Origin of the sequence: Pseudomonas sp. MF6776 (genome assembly GCF_016613125.1) — a bacterium.
Taxonomy (GTDB): domain Bacteria; phylum Pseudomonadota; class Gammaproteobacteria; order Pseudomonadales; family Pseudomonadaceae; genus Aquipseudomonas; species Aquipseudomonas iridis.
In genome coordinates, this window is record NZ_JAENSQ010000008.1 from 169,365 (window position 1) to 181,608 (window position 12,244).

Annotated in this window: 14 protein-coding genes and 2 tRNA genes; 14 read left to right on the forward strand and 2 right to left on the reverse strand. The window is 57.7% G+C overall.

Annotated features, from left to right (window positions below):
- Window positions 1-93 precede the first annotated feature (93 nt).
- Window positions 94-169, forward strand: a tRNA-Phe gene (locus JJD74_RS12015).
- Between the two features lie 125 nt (window positions 170-294).
- Complete coding sequence (locus JJD74_RS12020) at window positions 295-642, forward strand: hypothetical protein (RefSeq protein ID WP_042557191.1); 348 nt, start codon at window positions 295-297, stop codon at window positions 640-642.
- 13 nt (window positions 643-655) lie between these two features.
- On the opposite strand, the gene JJD74_RS12025 is transcribed toward JJD74_RS12020, so the two are convergent.
- A complete protein-coding gene (locus JJD74_RS12025; protein ID WP_234451717.1) occupies window positions 656-937 on the reverse strand; it encodes a YceK/YidQ family lipoprotein in 282 nt (93 codons plus the stop codon).
- A gap of 375 nt (window positions 938-1,312) precedes the next feature.
- Here JJD74_RS12025 and JJD74_RS12030 point away from each other — a divergent pair, with 375 nt between their 5' ends.
- The 6 genes from JJD74_RS12030 (at window position 1,313) to vapC (ending at window position 5,118) form a co-directional block, all read left to right on the forward strand.
- Window positions 1,313-2,371 (forward strand): PDDEXK nuclease domain-containing protein, encoded by a 1,059-nt coding sequence (locus tag JJD74_RS12030; RefSeq protein WP_042557189.1) that lies wholly within the window; start codon window positions 1,313-1,315, stop codon window positions 2,369-2,371.
- Between the two features lie 67 nt (window positions 2,372-2,438).
- A complete protein-coding gene (locus JJD74_RS12035) occupies window positions 2,439-3,413 on the forward strand; it encodes an alpha/beta hydrolase family protein (RefSeq protein ID WP_200614005.1) in 975 nt (324 codons plus the stop codon).
- 29 nt (window positions 3,414-3,442) lie between these two features.
- The gene (locus tag JJD74_RS12040) at window positions 3,443-3,856 is read left to right on the forward strand and encodes a hypothetical protein (RefSeq protein ID WP_042557187.1); all 414 of its coding nucleotides are present in this window, start codon (window positions 3,443-3,445) and stop codon (window positions 3,854-3,856) included.
- A gap of 6 nt (window positions 3,857-3,862) precedes the next feature.
- Window positions 3,863-4,315 (forward strand): hypothetical protein, encoded by a 453-nt coding sequence (locus JJD74_RS12045; RefSeq protein ID WP_200614008.1) that lies wholly within the window; start codon window positions 3,863-3,865, stop codon window positions 4,313-4,315.
- 165 nt (window positions 4,316-4,480) lie between these two features.
- Complete coding sequence (gene vapB, locus JJD74_RS12050; RefSeq protein WP_042557185.1) at window positions 4,481-4,711, forward strand: type II toxin-antitoxin system VapB family antitoxin; 231 nt, start codon at window positions 4,481-4,483, stop codon at window positions 4,709-4,711.
- A complete protein-coding gene (gene vapC, locus JJD74_RS12055) occupies window positions 4,711-5,118 on the forward strand; it encodes a type II toxin-antitoxin system tRNA(fMet)-specific endonuclease VapC (protein ID WP_042557184.1) in 408 nt (135 codons plus the stop codon). Before vapB ends, vapC begins: the two co-directional genes overlap by 1 nt.
- A gap of 70 nt (window positions 5,119-5,188) precedes the next feature.
- Here the strand turns inward: vapC and gabP are convergent, their stop codons facing one another.
- Window positions 5,189-6,580 carry a GABA permease gene (gabP, locus tag JJD74_RS12060; protein WP_042557183.1) on the reverse strand — a complete coding sequence of 464 codons (1,392 nt, stop codon included), beginning with the start codon at window positions 6,578-6,580 and terminating at the stop codon, window positions 5,189-5,191.
- A 553-nt stretch (window positions 6,581-7,133) separates the two neighbouring features.
- Between gabP and JJD74_RS12065 the strand changes: the two genes are divergently transcribed.
- From JJD74_RS12065 to JJD74_RS12090, 6 genes are all read left to right on the forward strand, one after another.
- A complete protein-coding gene (locus tag JJD74_RS12065; RefSeq protein ID WP_042557182.1) occupies window positions 7,134-7,907 on the forward strand; it encodes an ABC transporter ATP-binding protein in 774 nt (257 codons plus the stop codon).
- 13 nt (window positions 7,908-7,920) lie between these two features.
- Window positions 7,921-8,670 (forward strand): ABC transporter substrate-binding protein, encoded by a 750-nt coding sequence (locus JJD74_RS12070; RefSeq protein WP_042557181.1) that lies wholly within the window; start codon window positions 7,921-7,923, stop codon window positions 8,668-8,670.
- A gap of 78 nt (window positions 8,671-8,748) precedes the next feature.
- On the forward strand, window positions 8,749-9,444 hold the full coding sequence (locus JJD74_RS12075; protein ID WP_047299331.1) for an ABC transporter permease: 696 nt from the start codon (window positions 8,749-8,751) through the stop codon (window positions 9,442-9,444).
- Window positions 9,441-10,130 carry an ABC transporter permease gene (locus tag JJD74_RS12080; protein ID WP_047299330.1) on the forward strand — a complete coding sequence of 230 codons (690 nt, stop codon included), beginning with the start codon at window positions 9,441-9,443 and terminating at the stop codon, window positions 10,128-10,130. The genes JJD74_RS12075 and JJD74_RS12080 overlap by 4 nt, the downstream gene beginning before the upstream one ends.
- A complete protein-coding gene (locus JJD74_RS12085) occupies window positions 10,111-11,346 on the forward strand; it encodes a methyltransferase (protein ID WP_200614010.1) in 1,236 nt (411 codons plus the stop codon). Before JJD74_RS12080 ends, JJD74_RS12085 begins: the two co-directional genes overlap by 20 nt.
- A gap of 418 nt (window positions 11,347-11,764) precedes the next feature.
- Window positions 11,765-11,840, forward strand: a tRNA-Thr gene (locus JJD74_RS12090).
- Window positions 11,841-12,244 lie beyond the last annotated feature (404 nt).

The window sequence follows — 12,244 nt, forward strand, 5'->3', positions numbered from 1 at the left end:
TCGGGGGTCGGATCGTAAGCGACGGAATTAATTTAAGAAATTTTAAAAAAGTCGTTGACGAGAATCCGAAAAACCCTTTTAATGCGCCCCGTTGCCCAGATAGCTCAGTCGGTAGAGCAGGGGATTGAAAATCCCCGTGTCGGCGGTTCGATTCCGTCTCTGGGCACCAAATACCGAAAACCCTGAATCGCAAGATTCAGGGTTTTTTTATGCCTGCGATTTGACGAGGGCTGTTGCCGCCCCAGGGATTCGCGATACCTTGGCCGCCCCTTACGGAAGAGGGTCACCCCCGCGATGAACCAGAAACGAACCCGCATCCCCCTGCCCCATCCGCCGCCCTATCGCCCAAGCCGGGTGACTTACTGGCTGACCGTTCTCGTTGCCGTGCTGATGGCCTTCGCCATCAGTGCATCGATCTGGATGCTGATCGACAGCTGGGTCACTGGCTCCATCACCACCAACAATCGCGGCCCGCGCAGCACCTACACCCTGGCCCTGCAACCTCGGCGGTTCTGGATTGAGTTTGTGTGGCAGAGCATAGGCACTGTTTTTTTGCTGGTGATCGGGGTGTTCGGGTTATGGGCTTATCGCAAAGCGCAGGAGTCTGTGGAAAAACCCAAGGGCAAGCGCACAAAGCGATAAACCAGGGCTGCTTTCAGAGGGCGTTGACGTAATCGACTGGCAGCAAGACCGTGTCCACTGCAGCATCTACCGGCAGGGACACCACCGTGATCAGCGGGCAGACGATCATGATGTAACAGATGACGGCATGGGGCATGCCGTCTCCCCCTTTCACGCCAAGCAAGTGCAAGTTGCCATCAACACCTTTGTAGTAAGGCTCTGCAGAGTCACCGTTCAATCGCCCGATCATCGTTCCACAACCGGCCAGCATCAACATCAGGCCCACCACTGAGCCAATACGCAAAATCCTTTTCAAACCAGCGCGTCCTTAATCACCAAACATGAGGCGCGGGATTGTACCTGCGTCTCAACTTTGCAATCACACTGATCGCTATCCCGCTTCATTCCAGTGGAACACCAGCTTGCGCCGTTATGACGACTCCCGGGCTGTTGCAGAGTACAACAGTTACCTTTTGCTTGATCAAAAGCGCGAGGGCCGCGTTCTAGAAAGATTTGAACTTGGCGCTCGTACGAAATGGACTACAGACCGAAGCCACCTGAAACGCTTTCACCAGCAACTTCCTGCAACAACGATCCCGTCTTCCTGCTGACTTCACAGCCTCGCCCGACATCCCTGGCCAGCGACTGCAGGCATGCTTGCGCTCCTTTTTCCAATGACGTGGAAGACCCGATGAGCAAGCTTGAACCTGCCGACACGCAAGACCCGAAAATCGATTCATTGCTGGGCGATCTTGGCGAACTGATTCGCCAGGCTCGGCAAAAAGTGCTGCGTGTGGTCGATACGATTCAGGTTCAGACCTGCTGGCAGATTGGCCGGCATATTGTCGAGTTTGAACAGGAAGGTGCCCGGCGGGCCGGGTATGGCCAGCAGTTGCTGGCAACACTGGCGAAGGAGCTGACGGCGCAGTTCGGGAAGGGCTTTGATGCCTCGAACCTTCGTTACATGCGCCTGTTTTATCAAGCATTTCCAATTCGTGACGCACTGCGTCACGAATTGAGCTGGACCCACTATCGCAGGCTGCTCAGGGTCGAAAGTGAAAAGGCTCGCCAGTGGTACATGGACGAATGCGCCACCCTCAACTGGTCGAGCCGCGCCTTGGATCGCCAGATCAATACGCTCTACTACGAGCGCCTGCTAATGAGCCGGGACAAGGCCGGTGTTATCGAGGAAGCCACCACCAACATCGCTGCCCTGAACTGCAATCCACGTGAATTCATCCGCGACCCCGTCATCCTCGAATTTCTCGGCCTGCCATCTCCGGGCAAGGTGAATGAAACGGGGCTTGAGCAAGCGCTCATCGATCATCTGCAGAGCTTCCTGCTGGAACTGGGCAAGGGCTTCTCTTTTGTGGCTCGACAACAACGCATAAGCGCCGGCGGTTCGGATCTGTACATCGATCTGGTGTTTTACAACTACCTGCTCAAATGCTTCGTGATCATTGACCTCAAACGTGGCCAACTCAGCGCACGCGATGTCGGGCAGATGGATATGTATGTGCGCATGTACGACGAGCTCAAGCGCAGTGAGGGTGACAAACCGACCGTCGGGATCATTTTGTGCGCGCAAGATAACGAGGCGGTCGCGCGTTACTCGATCCTCAAAGGCAATGAGCAACTGTTTGCCAGCAGTTACAAAACAGTACTGCCCAGCGTGGAAGAGTTGCGAGCGGAGCTGCAAAGAGAACAAGCATTGATCGAGGAACGCATGCTCTCTGAATCCACCGAATAAACGCTGCGGATTGTCCCTTGGGCGTGTCGAGACTATCGTGGGCAGCATCCCGCAAAGGTCGAGCACCATGAGCTGTCAGGACACGCCCCCATTGCAAGCTGCGCAGCGCAAGCCGCCATTGGCTGCCGAGCTTCAAGGTGATCCGTTCAAGGAAACAGCCGCCGACGGTTTTGTCCTTGGGGGTTTTACCTGGCGTCATGCCCTGCCCGATATCCAGCGTCCGGTGGTGATCATCAACGCCGCCACGTCGGTGCGCTGCCGTCATTACTCGCGTTTCGCTGCCTATCTGTTCGCCAATGGCTTCGACGTCATCACCTACGATTACCGTGGCATCGGAGAATCTCGACTCGATTCGATCAAAGGCCTTAACGCCTCGTGGACAGACTGGGGCGCGCTGGATTTCGAGGCGATGCTCCGGCGCGCACAACGGGAACTCCCCGGGCAGCCAATCGATGTTGTCGGCCACAGTTTTGGTGGCTGCGCGGCTGGCCTCGGTGAGTCCGGACAGGTCATCCGACGGCTGGTCAGCGTCGGCGCGCAGTTCGCCTACTGGCGCGATTACGCGCCTGAACAGCGCTGGCGGATGTTCGGCAAATGGCACCTGCTGATGCCGCTGTTAACGCTGTTCTGCGGTTACTTCCCCGGCAAACGTCTCGGCTGGCTGGAAGACACGCCGGCAGGCGTAGTGCGCGACTGGAGCACGCCCACTGCGCGTTACGAACGTCGTCCAAGCGGCAGAGCGATGTTGGCGAGAACAGGCCAACTGCCCTTTGCCAACGTCCGCGCACAGACCTTGGCGATCAGTATCAGCGACGACCCTTACGGCACGATTGCAGCCATCGAGCGCCTGCTCAGCTACTTCAGCCATGCGCCAAAAACCCACCTGCGCATCGCCCCGCACGACATCGGTGAGCAACAAGTCGGACATTTCGCCTTTTTTCGCAGCGCATACCAAGCCACACTATGGCCCATCGCTCTGAACTGGCTGCAAACCGGCAAACTGGCCCCCGACACACCGGGGCTGGAAGTACCGCGCAGCTGAGCCTCATTCAACGCACGACGGAACACACCATGGCCTCCGCCAACAAGCAGCAAAAACGCGCCGCCCGGGCCAAAACCAAGGCCAAGCAGAACCGCACCAAACGCGCCGAGGCGCCGGTCGAGCTGGACCCGAACGATGACCGCATCGACTTCGAATCGGTGGACCTGACCGAGCTGTTCAAGAAAATGATCGACGCCGAGAAGATCAGTCAGCAAGCGATGTGCACCGCATTCCTCGAAGACCCGCTGCTGGAACTGGTCTACGAGCAGGAAGGCGAAGAAGGCTCCATGGATTTCATCCTCGCAGCGCTGATCGAGTATCGCCAGTGGTCGCAGGAAACCGACGAGGCCGGCGCGCTGGCGTGGATCGAATCCCCCGCGTTCCAGGCCGACTATGTGGCGGCGTCCGACGCCATCGCTGCACAAACCCAACAGAAGAACTGAGTTCCCATGGCATCCCTGAACAAGCAACAAAAACGCGCCAAACGCGCCAAGGCCAAAGCCAAGCAAATCCGTATGGTGGGCCGCAAGCCGCTGGATCAGGACGAAGACCTCGGCCACCTCGCCGAGCCGATCCCTGAATACACTCTGGCAATGTTCAGCAAAATGCGCGACGCCGAAGCCGTCAGCCGCAACGACATGCTGCTGACACTGCTGCGCGAACTGGCGTTCATCATCATCGATCACCCTGATCTGCTGGACATGGAAAACGCCGACAACGAAGGCATGGCCGCCACCCACCTGGCCGCCGACATGTTGATCGACTACCGCATGTGGGCCGATGGCATGACTATCGAAGCCGCCCAGGCCTGGCTGAGCGAGCCGCAGTTCATCACCGACTTCGGGGTTGCGCTGGATACGTATGCCAAGTCAGTGGAATCGCAGGAAGAAAAGAGCGAGTAATCCGCGCTCACAAACAAAAACGGCCGCTAGTCATCACTGACAGCGGCCGTTTTCGTTTGAATAGTGCATCCCCCTTCGTCAGAAGGAAGCGTATATCCCATTGACATATCCCATCCTCTATCTATCCTTTGTTTCATCGAAAGATGGGACCTTGGGGGGTCAACTATGGAACAGACCACGATTTTCATGAGCAATCGGAGCCAGGCTGTACGGCTGCCCAAGGCAGTTGCAATGCCCGGCGATGTAAAACGAGTAGAAGTTATCGCCATTGGCAGGACACGCGTGATCACGCCTGTTGGCGAAAGTTGGGACAGCTGGTTCGATGGCGACAGCGTGACAAGCGATTTCATGGATGATCGTGATCAACCTTTCGATCAGGAGCGTGAGTCGTTCTGATGATCAAATACATGCTGGATACCAACATCTGCATCTTCACTATCAAGAACAAACCCCAAATTGTCCGGGAAGCTTTCAATCGCCATTCCGGACAATTGTGCATCAGCGCTATCACGCTCATGGAGCTTATTTACGGCGCTGAAAAGTCAGCGGCCCCGGAAAGGAATCTCGCAATTGTCGAAGGTTTCGTCGCGCGGCTGGAGGTCTTGCCTTTCGACAATGACGCAGCAGCACAGACAGGGATGATTCGATCTGAATTGGCGAAAGCCGGAACACCGATTGGGCCATACGACCAAATGATCGCAGGCCATGCGCGATCACTTGGACTTATCGTGGTGACGAACAATGTGCGGGAATTTGAACGAGTTTCGGGTTTGCGCATAGAGGACTGGGTTCATCCCAACTGAGTAATCCTCACAAACAAAAACGGCCGCTAGTCATCACTGACAGCGGCCGTTTTGTATTACGCGCTACGGATCAGTTCAACACCACCGCACCACGTTTTTCCTGCTTGCGACGGCGAGACACCAGCAGACCGGTCGCCACTACCATCAGGCTCAGCAGGCCGGTGGCGAGGATTTCCACGCGGTGCGCTTCCTGAAACAACATGATGGTCAGAGCCGCGACGATGAAGATGATCACCGCGTAGGTCAGGCCCGGGAACAGCCACATGCTGAAGTCGATTTTCTCGCCACGGGCCATGCGCTGTTTGCGCATCCGCAGTTGCGAGAACGCGATCACCAGGTACACCAGCAGTGCGATCGCACCGGAGCTGGCCAGCAGGAATTCGAACACGGCAGCCGGGGCCACGTAGTTGGCGAATGTGCAGAGGAACGCGGCACCAGTGGACAACATCACCGCCCAGTAAGGCGTACCGCTTTTGTTGGTGCGAGTCGACATGGCCGGTGCGTCACCGCGCTTGCCGAGGGAGAACAGCATGCGCGATGAGGTATAGAGCGCCGAGTTCAGGCAGCTGGTTACAGCGACCAGAACCACGATATCGACGATCATTTTCGCGTTCGGGATGCCCATGCGCTCCAGCACAGTCTGGTAGGAGCCGAGGTTGGCCAGCATAGGATCGTTCCATGGCACCAGCGCCACGACGATGAAGATCGAAACGAGGTAGAACAGGCCGATCCGCCAGATCACCGAGTTGGTGGCCTTGGAGATCTGCTTGCCCGGGTCCTTCGATTCCGCGGCCGCGATGGTCACGATCTCGGTCCCCATGAACGAGAACATGGTGGTCAGAATCGCGCCCAACACCGCGCCCATGCCGTTAGGCAGGAAGCCGCCGCTGTCGAACAAGTGCGAAACGCCGCTGACCTGGCTGTTCGGCAGGTAGCCGAAAATTGCCGCAAGACCGAGCCCGATGAACCCGATGATCGCCAGCACCTTGACCAGTGCAAACCAGAATTCGAACTCGCCGTAGTTCTTCACGCTGAAGAGGTTGGTCACGGTCAGCAGCAGGGTGATGACCAGCGCAAACGCCCAGATGCCTACATCGGGGAACCACGCGTGCAGGATGGTCGCGGCGGCATTGGCTTCCAGCGGAATCACCAACACCCAGAACCACCAGTACAACCAGCCGATGGTGAAGCCGGCCCAGTGCCCGATGGCGCGGTCGGCATACGTCGAGAAAGAGCCAGTGTCGGGCGAAGCAACCGCCATTTCGCCGAGCATCCGCATCACCAGCACCACCAGGGTACCGGCGGCTGCATAGGCCAGCAGCACTGCAGGACCTGCGGCGGCGATGGCGTGGCCGGAGCCAACGAACAGACCGGCGCCGATAACACCGGCGATCGACAACATGGTCACATGACGCGGTTTGAGCCCCTGTTCGAGGCCATTGGAGCTTGGGGTACTGCTCATCGAAACTACCTTTGCAAGGAAAGCGATTGCGTCCGGCCCGTCCGTAATTTCATTTCCGTAAAAAGAAACCAACGGGGCGTTCCTTATTCTGCACGCAATAATTGCGCCAAAATATTTCAAACTCTTTCAGGCCGGGGCTTTGCGCGCGACCGGACAGTCATCGCAAGTCCTTGGATTTAATGGCAATCTGCCAGAGCGTTACCCTGCGACTCACTTTGAAGACGAATCCGCGCACCAGAAACACACTGAAAAATTGTGGGATGCACAATAAAAGGGCGAATCGGGAACGATCGGCCGGATAGCGCTTCCAACACCCCGCCAAAGCTGGCAACATCGCGCCTTTTTTTACGCGACACCCACGCGATTGCACGTTCAAACACCCGTTCGGTTGTTGATGGGGCGACAGTCTGCTGTGCTGATGCGACAACCCGCCACATGCCACCCGTTTACCGCTCGTAGCGCTGTTGGCTGCCATTGAAACGCTATGCTAGCTTGGCCGCCTCGCCAGGAAGGCCATCCAACAGCAGGAGCGCAACATATATGAGGAACGCACATGGCTGAGGCCACGCCCGCGCTTGAAATCCGCAACTTGCACAAACGCTACGGACAGCTTGAGGTGCTCAAAGGCATCTCGCTGACCGCCCGCGACGGCGATGTGATCTCGATCCTGGGTTCCTCCGGTTCCGGCAAGTCCACGTTCCTGCGTTGCATCAATCTGTTGGAAAACCCGCACCAGGGCCAGATCCTGGTGGCCGGTGAAGAACTCAAGCTCAAGGCTGCCAAGAATGGCGAACTGGTTGCCGCTGACGGCAAACAGATCAACCGCCTGCGCTCCGAGATTGGTTTTGTGTTTCAAAACTTTAATCTGTGGCCGCACATGAGCGTGCTCGACAACATCATCGAAGCCCCGCGCCGCGTGCTCGGCCAGAGCAAGGCCGAAGCCATCGAAGTCGCCGAAGCACTGCTGGCCAAGGTCGGCATCGCCGACAAGCGCCACGCCTACCCGGCGCAACTGTCCGGTGGCCAGCAGCAACGCGCGGCTATCGCGCGCACGCTGGCGATGCAACCGAAGGTGATCCTGTTCGACGAGCCCACCTCCGCCCTTGACCCGGAAATGGTTCAGGAAGTACTTAGTGTCATCCGCGCATTGGCCGAAGAAGGCCGCACCATGCTCCTCGTGACCCACGAAATGGGCTTCGCCCGTCAGGTCTCCAGCGAAGTGGTGTTCCTTCACCAAGGCTTGATAGAAGAGCAAGGATCGCCACAGCAGGTGTTCGAAAACCCGCTTTCGGCGCGCTGCAAACAATTCATGTCCAGCAACCGCTAACGGAGCAACATGCATGCAGAACTATAAAAAGGTCTTCCTGGCTGCGGCCGTCTCGCTGGCGTTCAGCGCCGGTGCCATGGCCGAAACCCTGAAGATGGGCATCGAAGCGGCTTACCCGCCGTTCAACAATAAAGACGCCAGTGGCAACGTGGTCGGCTTCGACAAAGACATCGGCGACGCCCTGTGCGCCAAGATGAAAGTCGAGTGCACCGTAGTCACTTCCGATTGGGACGGCATCATCCCGTCGCTGAACGCGAAGAAATTCGACTTCCTGATTTCGTCTTTGTCGATCACCGAAGAGCGCAAAGGCGCGGTGGACTTCACCGACCCGTACTACTCGAACAAGCTGCAGTTCATCGCACCGAAAAACGTCGACTTCAAAACCGACAAGGACTCGCTCAAAGGCAAGACCATCGGTACGCAGCGTGCCACGCTGGCCGGCACCTGGCTGGAGGATACCTACGCTGATGACATCAAGGTCAGCCTCTATGACACCCAGGAAAACGCCTACCTCGACCTGACCTCCGGTCGCGTCGACGCCATCCTCGCCGACAAGTACGCCAACTATGACTGGCTGAAAAGCGACGCAGGCAAGAACTACGAGTTCAAAGGCGACCCGGTCGTGGAAAGCGACAAGATCGGCATTGCTGTGCGCAAGGGCGATCCACTGCGCGAGAAGCTGAATGCTGCACTGAAGGAAATCGTCGCTGACGGTACTTACAAGAAGATCAACGACAAGTACTTCCCGTTCAGCATCTACTGATCCTGACCTGCGGAACTGGCGCCGTGATTCAACGGCGCCGGCTCCCGACCTTGCCTGCCGCGATTTGAAAAGAAATCCATGATTATCGACCTTTACGGATTCGGCCCGGCGCTCGCCGCTGGCGCGCTGATGACCGTCAAACTGGCTCTCTCGGCCCTGTGCCTGGGTTTGGTGCTCGGTCTGCTCGGCGCCTTGGCCAAGACTTCCCCGTACAAGCCGCTGCAATGGCTTGGCGGCTTTTATTCAACCCTGGTGCGCGGCGTCCCGGAATTGCTCTGGGTACTGTTGATCTACTTCGGTACGGTCAACCTGATGCGCGCGCTCGGCGAGTTTTTCGGCAATCCCGATCTCGCACTTAGCGCCTTCGCCGCCGGCGTCATCGCGCTCGGTTTGTGCTTCGGCGCCTACGCCACGGAAGTGTTTCGTGGCGCAATCCTCGCCATTCCCAAAGGTCACCGTGAGGCCGGCGTGGCCCTGGGCCTGTCGAAATGGCGGATCTTCACCAAGCTGATCATGCCGCAGATGTGGCGCATCGCCCTCCCGGGCCTGGGCAACCTGTTCATGATACTGATGAAAGACACCGCGCTGGTGTCGGTGATCGGCCTGGAAGAAATCATGCGTCATGCACAGATCGGCGTGACCATGTCTAAACAGCCGTTCACGTTCTATATGGTTGCAGCGCTCATGTATCTCGGCCTGACGGTGGTGGCGATGACCGGCATGCACTTCCTGGAAAAACGCGCCGCCCGCGGCTTTGCGAGGAGTGCTCAATGAACTGGGAAGTCATCATCAAGTGGCTGCCGAAACTGGCGCAGGGCGCGACCCTGACCCTGGAACTGGTGGCCATCGCCGTGATTGCCGGCCTGTTACTGGCGATCCCGCTGGGCATCGCCCGCTCTTCGAAGCTCTGGTACGTGCGTGCTTTGCCCTACGCCTACATCTTCTTTTTCCGCGGCACACCGTTGCTGGTTCAGCTGTTCCTCGTCTATTACGGCCTGGCGCAGTTCGACGCTGTGCGTAACAGCCCGATGTGGCCGTACCTGCGCGATCCGTTCTGGTGCGCAACGGTAACCATGACCCTGCACACCGCGGCGTACATCGCCGAGATCCTGCGCGGCGCGATTCAGGCGATCCCTCCGGGCGAGATCGAAGCGGCGCGTGCACTGGGCATGTCCAAGCCCAAAGCGATGTTCTACATCATCCTGCCGCGTGCAGCGCGCATCGGCCTGCCGGCGTACAGCAACGAAGTGATATTGATGCTCAAGGCCAGCGCCTTGGCCAGCACCGTCACCCTGCTGGAACTGACCGGCATGGCCCGCACGATCATTGCCCGCACCTACCTGCCGGTGGAAATCTTCTTCGCCGCTGGCGTGTTCTATCTGGTAATGGCTTACGTGCTGGTGCGCGGCTTCAAGCTGCTGGAGCGCTGGCTGCGCGTCGATGCCTGCCAAGGGCGATGAAACTTCCCACGTGCTGACGGGCGAGGACTTACTCGCCCGCTTCACGGCACTGGATACTTTTCTGACAGCGCATCAGGCGTTGTGGAAACCTCGACCGTTCACTCATCTGCAGCTTCCCTGGGAAGCGTCCTACCCGGAGCTGGCCTCATGGCTACGAGGGCGGTCGCTGCAAGATGCGGAAAATGCGCACAACCACCCTGCCAATCTTGCCGATGCGCCGGAGCCGTTCGCTTCATTGGCGGCGTTGTCGGCTGAACTGAGTGCGGTCGGAGAGTTGCCCGGGCATGCGCTGGAAGCTGCAAGCCAGCGCTTGAATGTGGATGTACCGGGGCGTAAATGGCAGCAGATCGAGGCGCTCGGCAGTCGACTGTCCTTCGCATCGCAACCGACGCATTGGCTGGACTGGTGCTCCGGCAAGGGACACTTGGGGCGGCGTCTGCTGAGCACCGGGCAACAACTGACGTGCGTTGAGTACGATCCGGCGCTGGTTACCAGTGGTCAGGCGCTGAGCCAGCGTCATCAATTAAACGCGCGGCATGTTGAACAGGATGTTCTGGCGGCAGATGCTTCAGCCGTATTGAACGCCCGTCACACTCCGGTTGCCCTCCACGCCTGCGGCGATCTGCATGTGCGCCTGATGCAACTGGCCAGCGCCGCCGGTTGCCGACAAATGGCAATCGCCCCGTGCTGCTACAACCGGATCAATCGCACGGAATATCAGGCGTTATCCTTGGCCGCCTCGGGATCGCTCCTACGGCTCTCGCTAGAAGATCTGGCGCTGCCGATGAGCGAAACCGTCACCGCCGGTGCCAGAGTCCGACGCCAACGCGACACCTCCATGGCAAGACGCCTTGCATTTGACTTGCTGCAACGGCAACTGAGCGGCATCGACCAGTACCTGCCAACCCCTTCGCTACCCAGCGCCTGGCTGGAAAAACCCTTCGCCGATTACTGCCGCGATCTGGCAGCGCTCAAAGAGTTATCCACAATCGGCTCGCAGGATTGGCCAGCGCTGGAGGCGGCCGGTTGGCAGCGGTTAGCCGAAGTTCGCAACCTGGAATTACTTCGCGGATTATTCCGGCGACCACTCGAACTTTGGCTAAATCTGGATCGAGCACTTTTCCTCGCCGAACAGGGATACGTCGTGCGCCTTGGCACCTTCTGCGATGCGCCGCTCACACCGCGCAATCTACTGCTGCTCGCAGAACGTGCTTAAAACACTCCAGCCTGTGGATAACTCTGTTGATGAAATTCTGATGGATCCAATATCCACGGCTGTTTCGAAGCCTTAACACTGCTGGTCATTTTTTGTTCACATGAATAAAAAACCAGTAAAACAAGGATTTGCGAACAAAATGAGAACGCGTCCACAAATACTCGCACTTGAGCGCGGGCACGCCGATCAGTTGTGCATAAGCTTCCATTCAAAACGGCATAAATCACCTAATACGAGGCAGATCTGACGGAAAAAATCGCCGCCTCAGGCGAGCAATACAGACCTTGAAAGTGCCTGTTTTCAAGGGTGAAAACCCAGAGATTTCGCCTTCGTTGAGCTTGATCCTGCACCGGCGTAAAAATAGTCTGAATTCAGGGGTTTACAGATTTAACCCAATCGCTATAATCGTCGCCCACACGCCGGTATAGCTCAGTTGGTAGAGCAACTGACTTGTAATCAGTAGGTCCCGGGTTCGACTCCTGGTGCCGGCACCATATAGATCAACAACTTAGGCTCACCGAAAGGTGGGCCTTTTTTGTTTCTCGGGTTTCGCGCCCAATTTGGTCACAGCTTTGGTCACAGCTTCTCAGTTTATTGGAGCTCGCAGCAGAAGCCGGCACCTCGCTGCACTGCTGGATGGGCTCCCTCACTTGTTTTATGACGAAAGCCCCCCTCACGTTCGGCAGAGTGTCGGCGTTGCTTGAAAACAGCCTCCCAACAAAACAACGCAAAAACTTAAAAATAACGCCCGCCCACAAGCCGGCTTTTTAATGCCTGCAAGCCTCGTAGAACGCGGACCGGATAAAAAACACCATCTTTGACCCACACTTTGACCCACACTCAAACGCTTGGTTAGCCGCTGCTCCATCGACTCGATTTCTGTGGCCCCAACGATCTG

Excerpts from the sequence above, each read along its gene's own strand:
- JJD74_RS12070 (WP_042557181.1), top strand. The coding sequence starts at position 7,921 with ATGCAGAACTATAAAAAGGTCTTCCTGGCTGCGGCCGTCTCGCTGGCG.
- gabP (WP_042557183.1), bottom strand. The coding sequence starts at position 6,580 with ATGAGCAGTACCCCAAGCTCCAATGGCCTCGAACAGGGGCTCAAACCG.
- JJD74_RS12030 (WP_042557189.1), top strand. The coding sequence starts at position 1,313 with ATGAGCAAGCTTGAACCTGCCGACACGCAAGACCCGAAAATCGATTCA.
- JJD74_RS12065 (WP_042557182.1), top strand. The coding sequence starts at position 7,134 with ATGGCTGAGGCCACGCCCGCGCTTGAAATCCGCAACTTGCACAAACGC.
- vapB (WP_042557185.1), top strand. The coding sequence starts at position 4,481 with ATGGAACAGACCACGATTTTCATGAGCAATCGGAGCCAGGCTGTACGG.
- JJD74_RS12040 (WP_042557187.1), top strand. The coding sequence starts at position 3,443 with ATGGCCTCCGCCAACAAGCAGCAAAAACGCGCCGCCCGGGCCAAAACC.
- JJD74_RS12020 (WP_042557191.1), top strand. The coding sequence starts at position 295 with ATGAACCAGAAACGAACCCGCATCCCCCTGCCCCATCCGCCGCCCTAT.
- JJD74_RS12085 (WP_200614010.1), top strand. The coding sequence starts at position 10,111 with ATGCCTGCCAAGGGCGATGAAACTTCCCACGTGCTGACGGGCGAGGAC.
- JJD74_RS12045 (WP_200614008.1), top strand. The coding sequence starts at position 3,863 with ATGGCATCCCTGAACAAGCAACAAAAACGCGCCAAACGCGCCAAGGCC.
- vapC (WP_042557184.1), top strand. The coding sequence starts at position 4,711 with ATGATCAAATACATGCTGGATACCAACATCTGCATCTTCACTATCAAG.
- JJD74_RS12080 (WP_047299330.1), top strand. The coding sequence starts at position 9,441 with ATGAACTGGGAAGTCATCATCAAGTGGCTGCCGAAACTGGCGCAGGGC.
- JJD74_RS12075 (WP_047299331.1), top strand. The coding sequence starts at position 8,749 with ATGATTATCGACCTTTACGGATTCGGCCCGGCGCTCGCCGCTGGCGCG.
- JJD74_RS12035 (WP_200614005.1), top strand. The coding sequence starts at position 2,439 with ATGAGCTGTCAGGACACGCCCCCATTGCAAGCTGCGCAGCGCAAGCCG.